17 protein-coding genes are annotated in these 14,269 nt (G+C 63.7%); 11 read left to right on the top strand and 6 right to left on the bottom strand.

The genetic code is table 11. The features are described 5' to 3' along the window. The first annotated feature begins 23 nt into the window (after positions 1-23). The 3 genes from ACO07C_RS23305 to ACO07C_RS23295 all read left to right on the top strand — a co-directional run bounded on the left by ACO07C_RS23305 (position 24) and on the right by ACO07C_RS23295 (position 3,225). Positions 24-1,055 (top strand): histone deacetylase family protein, encoded by a 1,032-nt coding sequence (locus ACO07C_RS23305; RefSeq protein WP_421916518.1) that lies wholly within the window; start codon positions 24-26, stop codon positions 1,053-1,055. A gap of 695 nt (positions 1,056-1,750) precedes the next feature. Continuing rightward, complete coding sequence (locus ACO07C_RS23300; protein WP_421916517.1) at positions 1,751-2,461, top strand: helix-turn-helix transcriptional regulator; 711 nt, start codon at positions 1,751-1,753, stop codon at positions 2,459-2,461. Next, entirely contained in the window at positions 2,458-3,225 is a 768-nt protein-coding gene (locus ACO07C_RS23295; protein WP_421916516.1) for a response regulator transcription factor, read from the top strand. Before ACO07C_RS23300 ends, ACO07C_RS23295 begins: the two co-directional genes overlap by 4 nt. A 62-nt stretch (positions 3,226-3,287) precedes the next feature. Here the strand turns inward: ACO07C_RS23295 and ACO07C_RS23290 are convergent, their stop codons facing one another. Genes ACO07C_RS23290 through motA form a run of 6 tightly spaced genes read right to left on the bottom strand, consistent with a single transcriptional unit; the run spans position 3,288 to position 8,127 of the window. After that, positions 3,288-3,725, bottom strand: coding sequence for a hypothetical protein (locus ACO07C_RS23290; protein WP_421916515.1), 438 nt, complete (start codon positions 3,723-3,725; stop codon positions 3,288-3,290). Next, positions 3,722-4,804: a flagellar biosynthesis protein FlhB gene (gene flhB, locus ACO07C_RS23285; RefSeq protein WP_421916514.1), complete on the bottom strand. Its 1,083-nt coding sequence runs from the start codon at positions 4,802-4,804 to the stop codon at positions 3,722-3,724. The genes ACO07C_RS23290 and flhB overlap by 4 nt, the downstream gene beginning before the upstream one ends. A gap of 20 nt (positions 4,805-4,824) precedes the next feature. After that, a complete protein-coding gene (locus ACO07C_RS23280; RefSeq protein ID WP_421916513.1) occupies positions 4,825-5,838 on the bottom strand; it encodes a flagellar motor switch protein FliG in 1,014 nt (337 codons plus the stop codon). A gap of 43 nt (positions 5,839-5,881) precedes the next feature. Next, positions 5,882-6,259 (bottom strand): flagellar motor switch protein FliN, encoded by a 378-nt coding sequence (gene fliN / locus ACO07C_RS23275; protein ID WP_421916512.1) that lies wholly within the window; start codon positions 6,257-6,259, stop codon positions 5,882-5,884. Between the two features lie 33 nt (positions 6,260-6,292). Next, the gene (locus ACO07C_RS23270) at positions 6,293-7,216 is read right to left on the bottom strand and encodes a FliM/FliN family flagellar motor switch protein (protein WP_421916511.1); all 924 of its coding nucleotides are present in this window, start codon (positions 7,214-7,216) and stop codon (positions 6,293-6,295) included. A gap of 35 nt (positions 7,217-7,251) precedes the next feature. Continuing rightward, positions 7,252-8,127, bottom strand: coding sequence for a flagellar motor stator protein MotA (gene motA, locus ACO07C_RS23265; protein ID WP_421916510.1), 876 nt, complete (start codon positions 8,125-8,127; stop codon positions 7,252-7,254). 177 nt (positions 8,128-8,304) lie between these two features. Between motA and ACO07C_RS23260 the strand changes: the two genes are divergently transcribed. The 8 genes from ACO07C_RS23260 (at position 8,305) to flgG (ending at position 14,267) form a co-directional block, all read left to right on the top strand. Further along, positions 8,305-9,426: a DUF1217 domain-containing protein gene (locus ACO07C_RS23260; protein ID WP_421916509.1), complete on the top strand. Its 1,122-nt coding sequence runs from the start codon at positions 8,305-8,307 to the stop codon at positions 9,424-9,426. A 6-nt stretch (positions 9,427-9,432) separates the two neighbouring features. Next, on the top strand, positions 9,433-10,155 hold the full coding sequence (gene flgF / locus ACO07C_RS23255; RefSeq protein WP_421916508.1) for a flagellar basal-body rod protein FlgF: 723 nt from the start codon (positions 9,433-9,435) through the stop codon (positions 10,153-10,155). 22 nt (positions 10,156-10,177) lie between these two features. After that, entirely contained in the window at positions 10,178-11,551 is a 1,374-nt protein-coding gene (fliI, locus tag ACO07C_RS23250; protein WP_421916507.1) for a flagellar protein export ATPase FliI, read from the top strand. Next, a complete protein-coding gene (locus tag ACO07C_RS23245; protein ID WP_421916506.1) occupies positions 11,532-12,254 on the top strand; it encodes a hypothetical protein in 723 nt (240 codons plus the stop codon). Before fliI ends, ACO07C_RS23245 begins: the two co-directional genes overlap by 20 nt. A 92-nt stretch (positions 12,255-12,346) precedes the next feature. Beyond that, on the top strand, positions 12,347-12,727 hold the full coding sequence (flgB, locus tag ACO07C_RS23240) for a flagellar basal body rod protein FlgB (protein WP_421916505.1): 381 nt from the start codon (positions 12,347-12,349) through the stop codon (positions 12,725-12,727). A gap of 1 nt (position 12,728) precedes the next feature. Next, entirely contained in the window at positions 12,729-13,145 is a 417-nt protein-coding gene (gene flgC / locus ACO07C_RS23235; protein WP_421916504.1) for a flagellar basal body rod protein FlgC, read from the top strand. Then, positions 13,142-13,471, top strand: coding sequence for a flagellar hook-basal body complex protein FliE (locus ACO07C_RS23230; RefSeq protein WP_421916503.1), 330 nt, complete (start codon positions 13,142-13,144; stop codon positions 13,469-13,471). The genes flgC and ACO07C_RS23230 overlap by 4 nt, the downstream gene beginning before the upstream one ends. 7 nt (positions 13,472-13,478) lie before the next feature. After that, positions 13,479-14,267: a flagellar basal-body rod protein FlgG gene (gene flgG, locus ACO07C_RS23225; RefSeq protein WP_421916502.1), complete on the top strand. Its 789-nt coding sequence runs from the start codon at positions 13,479-13,481 to the stop codon at positions 14,265-14,267. Positions 14,268-14,269: the final 2 nt, after the last annotated feature.

Genomic DNA, 14,269 nt, shown 5'->3' with positions numbered 1-14,269 from the left:
GTTCGCATTTCGAGAGGAATTTTATGAAGACTGTCTATTCGCCACTCCATGCCGGTCACACCGGCCAGATGGAACTCGTCACCGCGGCCATCGTGCCGGGCTTCGAAAAGCCGTCACGCGCCGAGTTCATCAAGGCACGCGTCGAAAGCGAGAAGCTGGGCCCGATCATCGCGCCGGTCGAGCACGATCTGGCCGCCGCCAAGCGCATCCACAGGGCCGACTACATCGACTTCCTGCCGACGGTGTGGCCGCAGTGGGTGGAAGCCGGCTTCAAGGGCTCGGCAATGCCCTTCACCTGGCCGACGCGCGGCCTGCGCGGCGACGTGCCGCCACAGCGCATCGACGCCCTGCTCGGCTATTATTCGTTCGACGGCGGCGCCACCTTCGTCGAAGGCACCTGGGCCGCGATCAAATCCTCCTATGACGTGGCGTTGACCGCCGCTGGCCTCGTCAAGGACGGCGACAGATCAGCCTTCGCGCTCTGCCGCCCGCCAGGCCATCATGCCGGCGCCGGCTTCATGGGCGGCTATTGCTACATCAACAACGCCGCCGTCGCCGCGCAATGGTTCCGCGACCAGGGCGCCAGGCGGGTCTCGATCCTCGACGTCGACTACCATCACGGCAACGGCACGCAGGAGATCTTCTATGACCGCGCCGACGTGCAGGTCCTCAACCTGCATGGCGATCCGATGGTCGAGTACCCGTTCTTCCTCGGCCATGCCGACGAGCGCGGCGCGGGTGAAGGCGAAGGCTTTAACATCAATTACCCGATGCCTTTCGGCACCACTTGGGACGCCTGGAATGCCTCGCTGGAGGACGCCTGCGCCAAGCTCGCCGCCTACGCGCCCGACATCGTCGTCGTTTCGCTCGGCGTCGACACCTTCGAAAAGGATCCGATCAGCCAGTTCAAGCTGAAGAGCCCGGACTATCCCAAGATCGGCCAGCGCATCGCCAAGCTCGGCCTGCCGACGCTCTTCGTCCAGGAAGGCGGCTATGCCGTCGAGGAGATCGGCATCAACGCCGTGGGCGTGTTGACCGGCTTCGAGGACCAGTAAGCCTGCCGCCGGCCCGAGGCCGGTAACGACAGTCCCGAAAGAAGGAAGGGCGGCCCGGCCGCCCTTCCTTCAGGACCCCATGCCTCTGGACCCCATGCTTCTGGACCCCACGCCGACGGCAGCGCCACGACGCGGCCGACCATACCCAAAGCCCGCCAAAACCATCGCTTCCCCACGCCGGCGGCGGCCGAAAACATGGCACCGGTGCGCAAATCGGAATCGGTTTCCGACAGCACAACAGGCAATTTAGCAAGTCTTGAAACGCGCCTTGCACGCCAAAATGGCGGCATGGCGCTCCCTCGCAACCGATAAGCTGGCCACACGCCATGTCTGAGGCAGAATTGATTGCCTAATGAAAGCAACGTGTCGGGGCCCCGAAATCAGTCCTTCCGAGTCGGCGCGAGTCCATAAGATTCGATTCTGTCAATTCGGGTTTGATGTCGGATTCAACTGAGGTTAGATTAGACCCGAATCAGCCGTTCCTCGGGGGGCGCGGCGACCACCCAAAGTCTCACGTTCCGGAGTTTTCCGGCACCAGACGCGGACGGCTTCGCGTTCCCTGAAAGGATTCGGTCCGATTGGGTGCGGTTGCGCGCCTTGAGTTGTGTCTTCGTGAAAGTAACGCGTGTTCAAGTCCGGCCGCTGGTGACGCCAGCATCCGGACATCAGAATCGATTCCGGCCAAAAGCATCGAAATGAGTAGCCCCGCCGCCCTTCTCCAGTCCGACCCATCAGGCACGCGCCTGGCGTCGCGTGGCGATCTCACCAGCTTTTTCATGCAGCTTGCCGCCGACATCGGCGCCGACAGCTACATGCTCGTCGCCATCGTCCACGACCAGGACCGCAACGACGCGCGCATCGTCTCGTCCAACTGGATTTTCGACGCCATCGAACTGATCGGCAAAAGGCTCATCGCGGCTCTTGCCCAAGGCATGCTTACCACCGCGCCCGGCACCCAGCCGACACCCTTCATCGCCGCCCAGGCGCCGGACACAGGCGGCCTGGTCAGCGGCGAGGAGGCCCGTCTTCTCGATGTGCTGGGCCATGCGGAAATCTATTCGCTGCGGCTGAATGTCGGCCGCCAGCGCCTGTTCGCGCTGTTCTCGGCCGCCGATGCCGGCAGGATCGACCAGCCGGCGCTGATGAAGGCGCAGTTGAAATGCTGCTACGCGCTCTCGCACATACCGCAGTTGATCGCGGCGGCCGCCATGCAGGACCCGCTGTCCGACCGCGAACGCGAATGCCTGTTCTGGGTCTCCGAAGGCAAGACCACCGACGAAGTCGCCGTCATCCTTGGTGTGTCGTCCAACACCGTCAACAGCTACATCACCCATGCCATACAGAAATTCGCGGCCAGCAACCGCGCCATGGCCATCGCCACGGCAATCAGGAGCGGCATCATTTGAAACATGCTGACGCCAGGCACGCTGCCGAAACCCTGCCCAACGAACAGACCCTCTTTGGCGCGTTGCCGCCAGGTTCCGAAGTCCATCACGCCGTCACCATTCCGGATGCCGTGCGCCGCTGCCGCTGGATCGCGGTGGACATCAACGCTTCGGCGTTCGGGCTGTTCTTCGTCAGCCCTTCGCCGGAGCGGGCGCGCCTCGTCCCCTGCCTCGATTCAGATTATCCCGGAATCTCCGTGGCGACGAAATTCATCTCGGGCGCCAATGGCGAGGAGATCGTGCGCCACACCGGCCTTTCGACGGAGCCGCGCTGGTGGACCGATGACGGCCTGCCCGGTTCGGCGGAAATGTTCCGCAATCTTTCATGGACGGAGCAGATGGCGCCGCTGGCGCCGGGCACCAGCGGCATCGCCTTTCCCGTCCATGCCGAGCGCGGCCAATGCGGCCTGGTCATCTTCCTGGGTTCGGAGATCGTCTTGCAGCAGGACACGCTCTACGAGATCCATGCGCGGTGCTTTTCGCTGTTCGCCGCCGTTGCGAGAATTCGTCCGGGCGATGCGGGCCGGGTACGATCGATCTCCAAGCGCGAACTCGAATGTCTGAAGCTGACCGCCAACGGCAACACCAGCGAGGAGATCGCGCGGCTGCTGAAGCTTTCGGTCCACACGGCCAACCAGTATCTGACCCAGTCAACCCAGAAGCTCAACGCGGTCAATCGCAACCAGGCCGTTGCCAAGGCATTGCGGCTGGGCCTTATCGAATAAAGCCTTGCTGGATGACATCCAGGGGCACGGCTGGGTCCGGGATGCGCAAGGGTCCCGGGGTTTCAGCGATAGGCCAGCGGCTCGGGTTTTCGGATGCGTGCCTGCTCGATGACCGCCGCCAGCAAGGCCGTGTTGTGCTCGGGGTCTTCGTCCGGCTTCTCGAACGACACATAGTTTACCGCGACCGAGGCTCCGTGCTCGCTCAGCGTCAGCTGGAAATAGACGGTGACGCCGGGCGGCCTGAGTTCAAGGTCGAGCACGATGCGCGGGCTGCCGCTCCAGTCGACATGCGCCTCGCCGCCATGGCCGAGCCGCAGCGTACCCGCATGGAAGTACAGTTCCGCCGCCGAATCCACCAGGTCCGACAGGCAGGCGAAATGCTCCAGCCGGATGAAGGCAATGTAGTCGGCGACGTCGATCAGGCGCAGCTCGCCCACCACCTGTTCGATGGCGTCGGCCACGATGATCTCGCGGGAATTTGCATGCGGTTGCCGGTTCATGAGGTCGGTCTGCGCTCAGCTTTTTTCGAGTAGACGATCCGCACCAGTTCGGCGACGGCTTGATAGAATTGTGACGGGATCACATTATCCACCGAAACTTGCTTGTACATGGAGCGGGCGAGCGCCACGTCCTCGAAGATGGGGATGTTGTTCTCCTTGGCGATCTCGCGGATTTTCAGCGCCACGAGGTCCTGGCCCTTGGCCAGCACCAGCGGTGCCGCGTCCTCTTCGCGGACATATTTCAAGGCGATGGAGAAGTGCGTCGGATTGGCGATGATCAGCGTCGCGCGCGGCACCGCCGCCATCATCCGGTTGCGGGCGCGGTCGCGCGCCAGCGACCGCAGCCGCGACTTGACGATCGGGTCGCCTTCGGACTGCTTCATCTCGTCCTTGACCTCCTGCTTGCTCATGCGCAGGTCCTGTCTCCAGTGGAAGCGCGACCAGACAAGGTCGACCGCCGCGATCAGGCCGATGACGAACACGATCGCCACCAGTATGTCGACCGCGATGCCCCGGATAACGAGGCCGAAGGCTATGGGGTTGGTGATCATGCCGGCGAGCAGCTTGCGGTGATCCTCCGACAGGGTGAAGACGAGCACGGCGATGGCGAAGCCAACCTTGCCCAGCGACTTCAGGAATTCGACCCAGCCCTGAACGCCGAACATGCGGCTCCAGCCCTTGGCGATCGAGATCCGCGACAGCTGCGGCCTGATCCGCTCGCCGACGAATTGCGGCATGTTCTGGAACACCGAAGCGCCGATGCCGGCAACGATGAGCAGCACCAGCAGGCTGACGACGGCGCGGCCGATCTCCATCAGCACGACCTTGTAGAGCGCGATGACATCGGTTTCGGTGTCCATCGGCCAGGCTTCAGGCTTCTCGAGGAACATCGACATGAACATGCCGAGGTCGACAATGGCATCCTTGGCGTAGAAAACGGTGAAGACGAGGATGGCGACGAAGGAGGCGAGGATCGGGACTTCGCGCGAATGCGGCAGCTTGCCCTGCTCGACCGTGTCGCGGATCTTCTTTTCCGTCGCCTCTTCGGTTTTGGAGTCCTTGTCGGTCGCGTCAGACATCGTGTCCTAGCCGCGCGGCGTCAGGCCGCGGCGTTCTGGCTCGAGGGAAGCTCGAAGGCTCCTTCGCGTGACAGGCGGACGGTCGTTGAGGCGATCGTCTTGCGCGCCGCGGCGATGTCGGCGGCGGCGATCCCATCGGGCTCCATGCCCAGTTCGGATTCGATCATGCGCCGCGAGCGTGCGCCGATCGCCGACAATACGGATTCGGCAAGACCCGCCTGCGCGCCGCGCAGGGCGAGGGTGATCAACTCGGTCGACAGTCCGTCGAAGAGCAGCACGCGGGCTTTCTGGCTAAGCTGCGGGATATCCTCGAAGGCGAACAGCCGGGCCCTGACCCCGTCGAGATCGGGCGTGCCGGCCGCCTCCAGATCCTGCATCACTTCCTCGAGCTGAGGCTTGTCCATTTCGTTGAGCAGGCTGGCGACGCGCGCCTGGCCGGCCGACGTGTCCTTGGTCGAGGTTTCATTCAGCACGCTCGTGCGCAGCCGGTTCTCGACGATCTTGGCAGCGGCCTCGGGAATGGTTGCCATCGTCACCATGCGCTTGATGATCTCGCCGCGCATCGCCTTTGTCATCGTCAGCAGCACGTTTGCCGCTGCCTGCGGCGACAGTTTCGACAGCACCATGGCCGAGGTCTGCGCGTGTTCGCCAGCCAGGAACGCGCCAAGCCGCGAGGGCTCGAGCTTTTCGAGATCGGGCCAGATCGGCGGCGGGCCCTCGGGCGCCACCTCGAACCGCTTGTCGCCCATGATGGCGCTCATTTCTTCCGGCGACAGCGATTCGTTGAGGATGGTGTCCATCCGGTCGGCGGAATCGAGCAGGCCGGCGCCCTCGGTGAATTCGGCTTCGAATTCGGCGACGATGCGCTCGAGGTCGCCCTGCGGAATCGTGCGCAACAGCCGGGCACCCTCGATGAGCGCCTTCAGTTCTTCCTGCTTGAAGAATTTCAGCAGCCGGCTCGCCGACGGCTTGCCCATCGCCACCAGGATGGCGGCAGCCTTCTGCGCCCGCGTCAGCGTTGCCAGCGTCGTCATGCCCTATGCCTCAGCTTCCCCTGACAACGCTCGTCGCCCATGCCTATGCGCCCTTCGCCCCGGCGATGATCTCGGTCAGCCTGATCCCGAAGCGCGACGGGTCGCTCTCCAGCACGGTGATCTCGCCGCGCGCGATCTTGCGGCCATTGACCACCACGTCGACAGGTTCGCCGATTCGGCGGTTGAGCGCCACTGTCGAGCCCTTCTGAAGCGCCATCAGATCGGATACCGGCATCTCGGTGCTGCCGAGGATGATCTGCACATCGACCGGAATGTTCATGATGATGTTCGAATTCGCGCCGGCCGCCTTGGCATCCGGGCGCTTCTCTTCTTCCTGGAGAACACCGCGCAACTCTTCTATGGCGCGGTTGAGCTGCTCGTCCGGCTGGTCGGGTTCGGCTTCTATCTTGGTCTTGGCCATCGATCGTCTCCAAAAGCACGAGCTTGCCGGGCGTCAGCCCCGCACCAGCCCGTCGATAAAATCCTGTCCGGCGTCGTAGGGATGTTTGATGCGGACGGTGTAGTTCTGTCCCAGCTTGCCGAACTCGCAAACGAACAGCGTCTTGTTGCGCGCGCTGAGCCTCGCCCGCGACTGCGCCGTTTCCTCGAATTCGATGACCTGGCCGGCTTCGAAATTGGCGAGGTCGCCAAGCGTAAGCCGTGCCAGCGGCATGGTTGCCTCGAGCGCCACGGTCGAACGCATCACCTCCTCGGAGAAACGCGCGCGCCAGTCGGAATTCGTGGTCGGGCTGTCGGTGCCGGCGTGGGTGCCCAGCAGGATGCGTTGCGGGATCATCACCGAAACCGTGCCTGTTTCGGTCGGCGTGGAGATGCCGAAGACGATGCGGACAGCCGCACCGTCGCGCAGCACATAGCGCTTCGCGTCCATGCCAGACATCGCGCGTGCCAGCGGCAGGCGCAGTTCCAGCGGATGCCGGCCCGCATTGTTCAGGGCCTGCGCCACCTCCTGGAACACCAGGGTCGAGATATCGGTCTCGATCTGTGACAACGGCCGCTCGATGGGCGAAACCGGCTGGTCCGGATCGCCGCCGAACAGCGCGCAGACCATGACGGCGATCGCCGAGGCGTCGATCACCAGGGTCATCGTGTCCGACGACGCCGGCGACGCGACCACCGTCATGGCGAAAGTATCGCCGACATGCGAGCGGGCGTCGGCGACGCGGCTGACCTCGACCGCCCGCAGATCGACGGTGACCGGCGCTCCGAGTTCGCCGGCCAGCCGCTTTTGCAGCAGCGGCACCGCATTCTCCGCCATCGCACGGCCGGCGCCGATGACCTGGGCGGCTTCGCCACTGTCGCCGACCAGACGCTCGATGACCAGGGAGCGAATCTCCGACGGGCTATCCGTTTTCGTCATGACACCACGCGGCCTTTTGTGTCGTCGCGCATCGATCAGGCGGCCTTCTTGTCGGCGGAGCCGGTATTCATCGTGCTTTGCTCGACGGCGTCGATCGTCGGCCGTTCATAGGAGGAGATGGTCTTGCGGCCGAATTCGATCGCAACCTGCGGCAGCGCGCCGTTCATGTAGGCCAGCAGCGTCTGCTTGACGATGATGTAGAGGCGGTTCTTCTTCTCGCGCACGGTCTTGACCTTGGTGGCGACCGGCCCGACCACCGCATAGGACAGGAAGATGCCGAGGAACGTTCCCACAAGTGCCGCGCCGATCAGTCCGCCGAGGATTTCGGGCGACTGGTCGAGCGCGCCCATCGCCTTGACCACGCCGAGCACGGCGGCGACGATGCCGAGCGCCGGCAAGCCGTCGCCCACCGCCACCAGGGCGTGATAAGCCTTCATCTTGTCGGCCTTGATGGTGTGGATTTCCTCGTCCATCAGCGCCTCGATCTCATGCGAGCGCGCATTGCCGATAATGATGATGCGGCAGTAGTCGCAGATGAAATGCGTAAGGTCGTGGTTCTTGAGCACGGTCGGGAACGCCTGGAAGATCGCCGACTCCTCGGGATTGTCGATATGCGCCTCGACCTCGCTGCGCGACTTGGCGCGCAGCTCGCGCATCAGGCTGTGCAGCACGCCGAGCGTTTCGAGATAGTCCTGCTCCTTCGGCACCGCCTGCTTGAACGCCTCGAGGATCGCCTTGCCGGTATCCTTGACCGTCTTCATCGGGTTGGCGACGAGAAACGTGCCGAGTGCCGCGCCGCAGATGACCACGGCTTCCCAGGGCTGGACCAGCACCTGCAGATGCCCGCCCATGGCCATGAAGCCGCCAAGGACGCAGCCAAGCGTCACCACGAGTCCGATCAGAATGCCCACGAACGGTCCTTCCGCGTTAATCTTTGGCCCATGGATAGTTCGCGTGCCTTGTGCGGGGCTTGAATCGAACGCATCCGCCGTTGCCGGATTGGCCGCATCGGGGTCACCCCGCGATTCAGCTTCGCGCAAGGAAGTGAGGCTATCCTTCGTGGATTAGGTTCTGCCGGAGGCACGTCCTTGCTTAATACCTTTACCAGCTACCAGCTCATAGCAAAAGACATCACCAAGTCGATCACGCAGATCAGCAAGCAGCCTGTGGTCGATCGTGACACCAAATATTATCTGGACAACATCACCAAGGTGAAATCGATCGACGACTTCGTCAACAATGATCGGTTGTTCAAATATGCGATGAAAGCCTTCGGGCTGGAGGATATGGACTATGCCAAGGCCTTCATGGTCAAGGCGCTGAAGGAAGGTGTTTCCGATCCCAACAGCTTTGCCAACAAGCTGACCGACAAGCGCTACGCCGATTTCGTGTCCGCCTTCAATTTCGCGGCCAACGGCGCCGATGCGACCATCTACAACAAGACACAGCAATTCACGACGTCGAACTACGCCAAGCAGGCGCAGATCGCCGGTCTGGATCCCAACTCGCCCTATGTGAAGGGCGAGACGGCCTACTACATGGCCAACATCACCAAGGTTAAGTCCGTCGACGACCTGATGTCGGACAACCGGCTGTACACCTACGCCCTGGCGTCGGTCGGCCTCGATGCGGCCACCGAAAACAAGGACACCATCAAAAAGGTCTTGCTGGGCGGCATCCGCGACCCCAACAGCGTCGCCAACAAGATGACCGACAAGACCTACGCCGCCCTGGCCTCCACCTTCAATTTCGAGCAGTACGGCGAGAGCACGACGACCTACAACGCGGCGCAGCAGCCCACCGTCGACAAATACCTGCGCCAGACGCTGGAGGAGAATGCCGGAGAGTCCAACCAGGGCGTGCGGCTGGCCCTCTATTTCCAACGCAAGGCGCCGACCATCACCAACTGGTACGATGTGCTGGCCGACACCGCGCTTTCCAGTGTCGTGCGCACCGCGCTCGGCCTGCCTGATTCCTTCGCCACGGCCGATATCGACAAGCAGGCGCAACTGTTCGAACAGAAGCTAAACCTTTCGGACTTCACCGATCCGACAAAGCTCGGCAAGTTCCTGACGCGCTTCACCAGCATGTGGGAGATCAACAACCCGACCTCGACAGCCGTGACATCGGTCAGCGTGCTCTTCGCGCAACCGACCTCGGTCGGGATATCGACCGACCTGATGATGGCCATGCTGAAGCTGAGGTCCTGAGCGATCATGCAGGACAGTCTTTACGTCGCCCTTTCAGCGCAGATCGCGCTCGAACGCCGCCTCGACACGATCGCCGACAACGTCGCCAACGCCTCGACCATCGGCTTTCGCGCCACCGGCGTGAAGTTCGAGGACGTCGTGACCGGCACCGGGCAAAAATCGGTGTCTTTCTCGTCTTCGGGCAAAACCTATCTTTCCGGCGCGCACGGTTCGATAACCGAAACCGGCAATCCGTTCGACTTCGCCATCCAGGGCGATGCATGGTTCGCCATCGAAACGCCAGCGGGAACCGTCATGACGCGCGACGGGCGTTTCTCGATGAACGACAGTGGCGAGCTGATGTCGATCGAGGGCCATCCGGTGCTGGACGCGGGCGGGGCGCCGATCCAGCTCGATCCGCGCAATGGCGCGCCCAAGGCCGGCGCCGACGGCTCGCTGCGCCAGGGCGACCAGCTTGTCGGCTCGATCGGCCTTTACGATTTCGATCCCGGGCAGAATTTCGTCCGCTATGGCAATTCCGGCATCATCCCCGCCCGGACACCCGAGCCGATCACCGACCGGTCCGATGTCGGCATCGCCCAAGGGTTCGTTGAAGAATCCAACGTCAACCCGGTTCTGGAGATGACCCGGCTGATCATGGTCCAGCGCGCCTTCGAAAACGCAGCCGCCCTGCTGCGCCAGAACGCTTCGTCCGCCGACGAGGCAATCAAGACGCTGGGCTCCAAGTAGCGACATGTCGCCCGCCTTGCCCATGATGCGTGCTCCCGAAAAGCACCTCGAGCCGGAGAACCGGCTCGCCATGCTGGAGCGTATCGTCAGCCGTTTCGGCGACGGGCAAACACTGCTGAAGCGCGGCGGCCTTGTCACGGAAGTCTCCTCCACGCACTACAAGGTGCGTGGCCTTTCCGAAGTTTCCAGGCTCGGTGACATCGTCGAGCACCGCGGCCATGCAGGTACGCGTCGTGGCGAAGTCGTCAAGATCAATCGCGACGAGGTTGTCATCGCACCCTTCGAGCGCAGCTCGGACGCCGGCATCGGCGACGCCGTGTTCCGCCGGGGTCCGCTGACCGTGACGCCGCATGTCTCGTGGCGCGGACGCGCCATCGATGCCCTCACCCGCCCTATCGACGGCGGCGCGCCCCTGCTGAGGGGCGACGACGCCGGCGATGACGCGACGCCCGGCGCCATGTCACGGCAGCGCGTGGGAACGTCGTTCATGACCGGCGTGCGCGTCATCGACATCTTCACGCCGCTGTGTTTCGGCCAGCGCCTCGGCATCTTCGCCGGCTCCGGCGTCGGCAAGTCGACGCTGCTCGCCATGCTGGCCGGCGCCGACGCTTTCGACACCGTCGTCGTCGCGCTGGTCGGCGAGCGCGGCAGGGAGGTGCGTGAATTCCTCGAGGACACGATCGGCGACAGCATGGCCAAGACCGTCGCGGTCGTGGCCACCAGCGATGAGAGCGCGATGATGCGCCGGCGCGCGCCCGACACCGCCATGCGTGTGGCCGAGCACTTTCGCGACCAGGGTCATCGGGTGCTGCTGGTGCTGGATTCGATCACCCGTTTCGCACATGCGCTGCGCGAGGTCGCGACCGGCACCGGCGAACCGCCGGTTGCCCGCGGCTATCCCGCATCGGTCTTCACGGAATTGCCCAAGCTGCTTGAGCGCGCGGGGCCCGGCGCGGAGGGCAAGGGATCGATCACCGCCATCATCTCCGTGCTCGTCGACGGCGACGACCACAACGATCCAGTCGCCGATTCGGTGCGCGGCATCCTTGACGGCCATGTCGTGCTAGACCGGACCATCGCCGAGCAGGGCCGCTACCCGCCCGTCAATCCGCTGTCATCCATCTCGCGCCTCGGCGGCAAGGCATGGAGCGCCGAGCAACGGGCTCTGGTCACCATGCTGAAGGCGATGATCTCCCGCTTCGAGGACACGCGCGATATTCGCCTGCTGGGCGCCTATCAGGGCGGTGTCGACGCCGAACTGGACATGGCCGTGCGTCAGGTGCCGCTGATCTACGAAGCGCTGACACAGTCGCCGAGGGACCGCCCGTCGGCCGACCCGTTCTCTGACCTCGCCCGCCACCTCAAGGGAAAGCAGAATGCCGATGCAGGAGACTGAGCGTCAGTACACCGAACGCCTCCTGCGTGAGATGCTGGACGCGGCGAAGGCCGCAGAGGATGCCGTCGTCGAGGCGAACGCTGCCAGGAAGGCGAAAGCGGACAAGGCCGCCAGGGAGGCCGAGCAGCACCGCAAGTCGGCTATCGACGACCTGTTTCCCGGTGCCCAATGGCCGCAACCCCCAAAGGCGCAGTTTCCCAAGCTGGGCAAGAAGGCCGACCGGCGCGGCGACTTCGTCATCGCCGCGCTCGGCGTTACGCTCGGCCTGATCTGCGCGCTCTTTCCCTGGTACATCTTCTTCAACCAGGAGCAGTTCGGCGTCCAGGCCATCAAGTTCGGTGGCACCGGCACCAATTCCGGCCGGGCGGGCGGCGGCGTCGTGGCCCAACGCAGCGCACCGCTCACCGCGAAGGATGTTCCGGCGATGGATATCGATCCGCTCGCCACGGCGACCGTGCCGGACAAGGCCGAGGATCCCGCCCAAGCGCCCGGAATCGACCAGCAGCCCTTTCCCGCCGATCCGAAGTTCCGCCTGGTCCATGTCGCCAACGGCCGCGCCATGATCGAGGACGATACAGGCCTGTGGATCGTCCAGCGCGGCTCGAAATTGCCGGACGCCAGCAGCGTTTCGTCGATCGAGCAGCGCCAAGGCAAATGGGTCATGGTCACCAGCACCAATGACGTGATCGAACTCTCCAAGTAAACCGGATTGGCGCCGCTGGCGGCGCCAGTTTCTCCGCAAGGTCCGCGCAAGACTGGCGGCCTAGTCTTCGGGACACCTGCCCGGAGATTCCCATGGAGCCCGTTACCCTTTTCGATCTTGCCACCAAGCAGTCGCAGTGGCTGGCCGTGCGCCAGTCGGCGATTGCCAGCAACATCGCCAATGCCAATACGCCCGGCTACACGGCAAATGATGTCGAGCCCTTCGAGAAGGTGCTCGACCGCACGGCGGTGTCGCTGCAGGCAACCGAAGCCGGACACCTCGGCAGCGAAGCAACCAATGCCGGCTTCAGGATCAAGCAGGAAGAACCCACCGGGGTGATCCTGCCGTCAAAGAACACGGTCGTCGTCGAAGACGAGCTGATGAAAGCCGGCGAGGTGCGCCGGGCCTTCGAGCTCAACACTGCGATCGTCAAGGCATTCCACTCGATGATGATGATGGCGGTAAAGACCTGACATGGACGCACTGACGGCAGCCCTCAAAGTCGCATCGTCGGGCCTGGGCGTCCAATCGGAACGCCTGCGCGTGGTTTCGGAAAACCTCGCCAACGCGCAGTCCACGGGCACCGCGCCAGGTTCGGACCCCTATCGCCGCAAGACCATCAGCTTCGCTTCCCAACTCGACCAGGCCACGGGCGGCTCGCTGGTACAGGTCAGCTCGATCGACCGCGATCCCTCTGATTTCCCCGTCGAATTCCAGCCGGGCAACGAGGCCGCCGACGACAAGGGTTACGTCAAGATGCCCAACGTCAACCCGCTGATCGAAATGGCCGACATGACCGAGGCCAACCGCTCCTATGAGGCCAACCTCCAGGTCATCAAGCAGGCGCGCGACCTTATTTCCATGACCATCGACCTGATGAGGAACCAATGATCGTAACCGGCATCGGCGCACTGAAACTGAACCCCGCGACGGACGGCGTCGATGGGGCGTCGAGCCTGCTTTCCGGCCCGGCGGCATCCCAGGCCGGCGGCAACCTTGGCACCTCGTTCGCCGAGGCGGTCAGCCAGGCCGCCACAAAGACTGTCAACACGCTGCAGAATGCCGAGCAGGTGTCGATGCAGGCGCTCAAGGGCGATGCCGACACGCGTCAGGTGGTCGACGCCGTGATGAGCGCCCAGCAGGCCCTCCAGACGGCCGTCGCCATCCGCGACAAGGTCGTCTCCGCGTATCTAGAAGTCAGCCGCATGGGCATCTGAGGACATTATGAAAGCACTCGCCATCGCCGCCACCGGCATGAATGCCCAGCAGACGAATCTGGAAGTCATCGCCAACAACATCGCCAACATCAACACCACCGGCTACAAGCGCGCCCGCGCCGAATTCTCCGATCTGCTCTACCAGGTCGACCGCACGCAGGGCGTTCCCAATCGCTCCAATGCATCCCTGGTTCCGGAAGGCGTCTCGATCGGCCTCGGCGTCAAGACGACGGCGGTGCGCAACGTGCACACCCAGGGCGAACTGACCAGCACCGGCAACAGTTTCGACCTGGCGCTTACCGGCCGCGGCTGGTTCCAGATCGAGGGCGCCGACGGCGGCACGCTCTACACCCGCGCCGGCGCCCTCAACACCAACGCCACCGGCCAGCTGGTGACCGCCAACGGCGCCAACGTCATCCCGGCGATCACCGTTCCCACCGACGCGGTGGAAGTCATCGTCAACAAGACGGGGCAGGTTTTCGCGCGCCTCGATGGCCAGGCCAATCTGCAGACGCTCGGTCAGCTCCAGATCGCCAACTTCGCCAACGAGGCTGGGCTTGCACCGCTCGGCGACAACCTCTTCCAGGAAACGGCGGCATCCGGCCCGGCCAATGTCGGCGTGCCCGGCGATCCCGGCTTCGCCTCCATCCAGCAAGGTTATCTCGAAGCCTCCAACGTCGATCCGGTCAAGGAAATCACCGAGCTGATCTCGGCGCAGCGTGCCTACGAAATGAATTCAAAAGTCATCCAGGCGGCCGACGACATGGCCTCTGTTGTCTCCAAGAACATCAGGTAACG

It is taken from the genome of Mesorhizobium sp. (assembly GCF_965229135.1).
Lineage (GTDB): Bacteria > Pseudomonadota > Alphaproteobacteria > Rhizobiales > Rhizobiaceae > Mesorhizobium.
The sequence above is the reverse complement of the archived record's forward strand: the minus strand, read 5'-3'. Positions and strand labels throughout refer to the sequence as shown.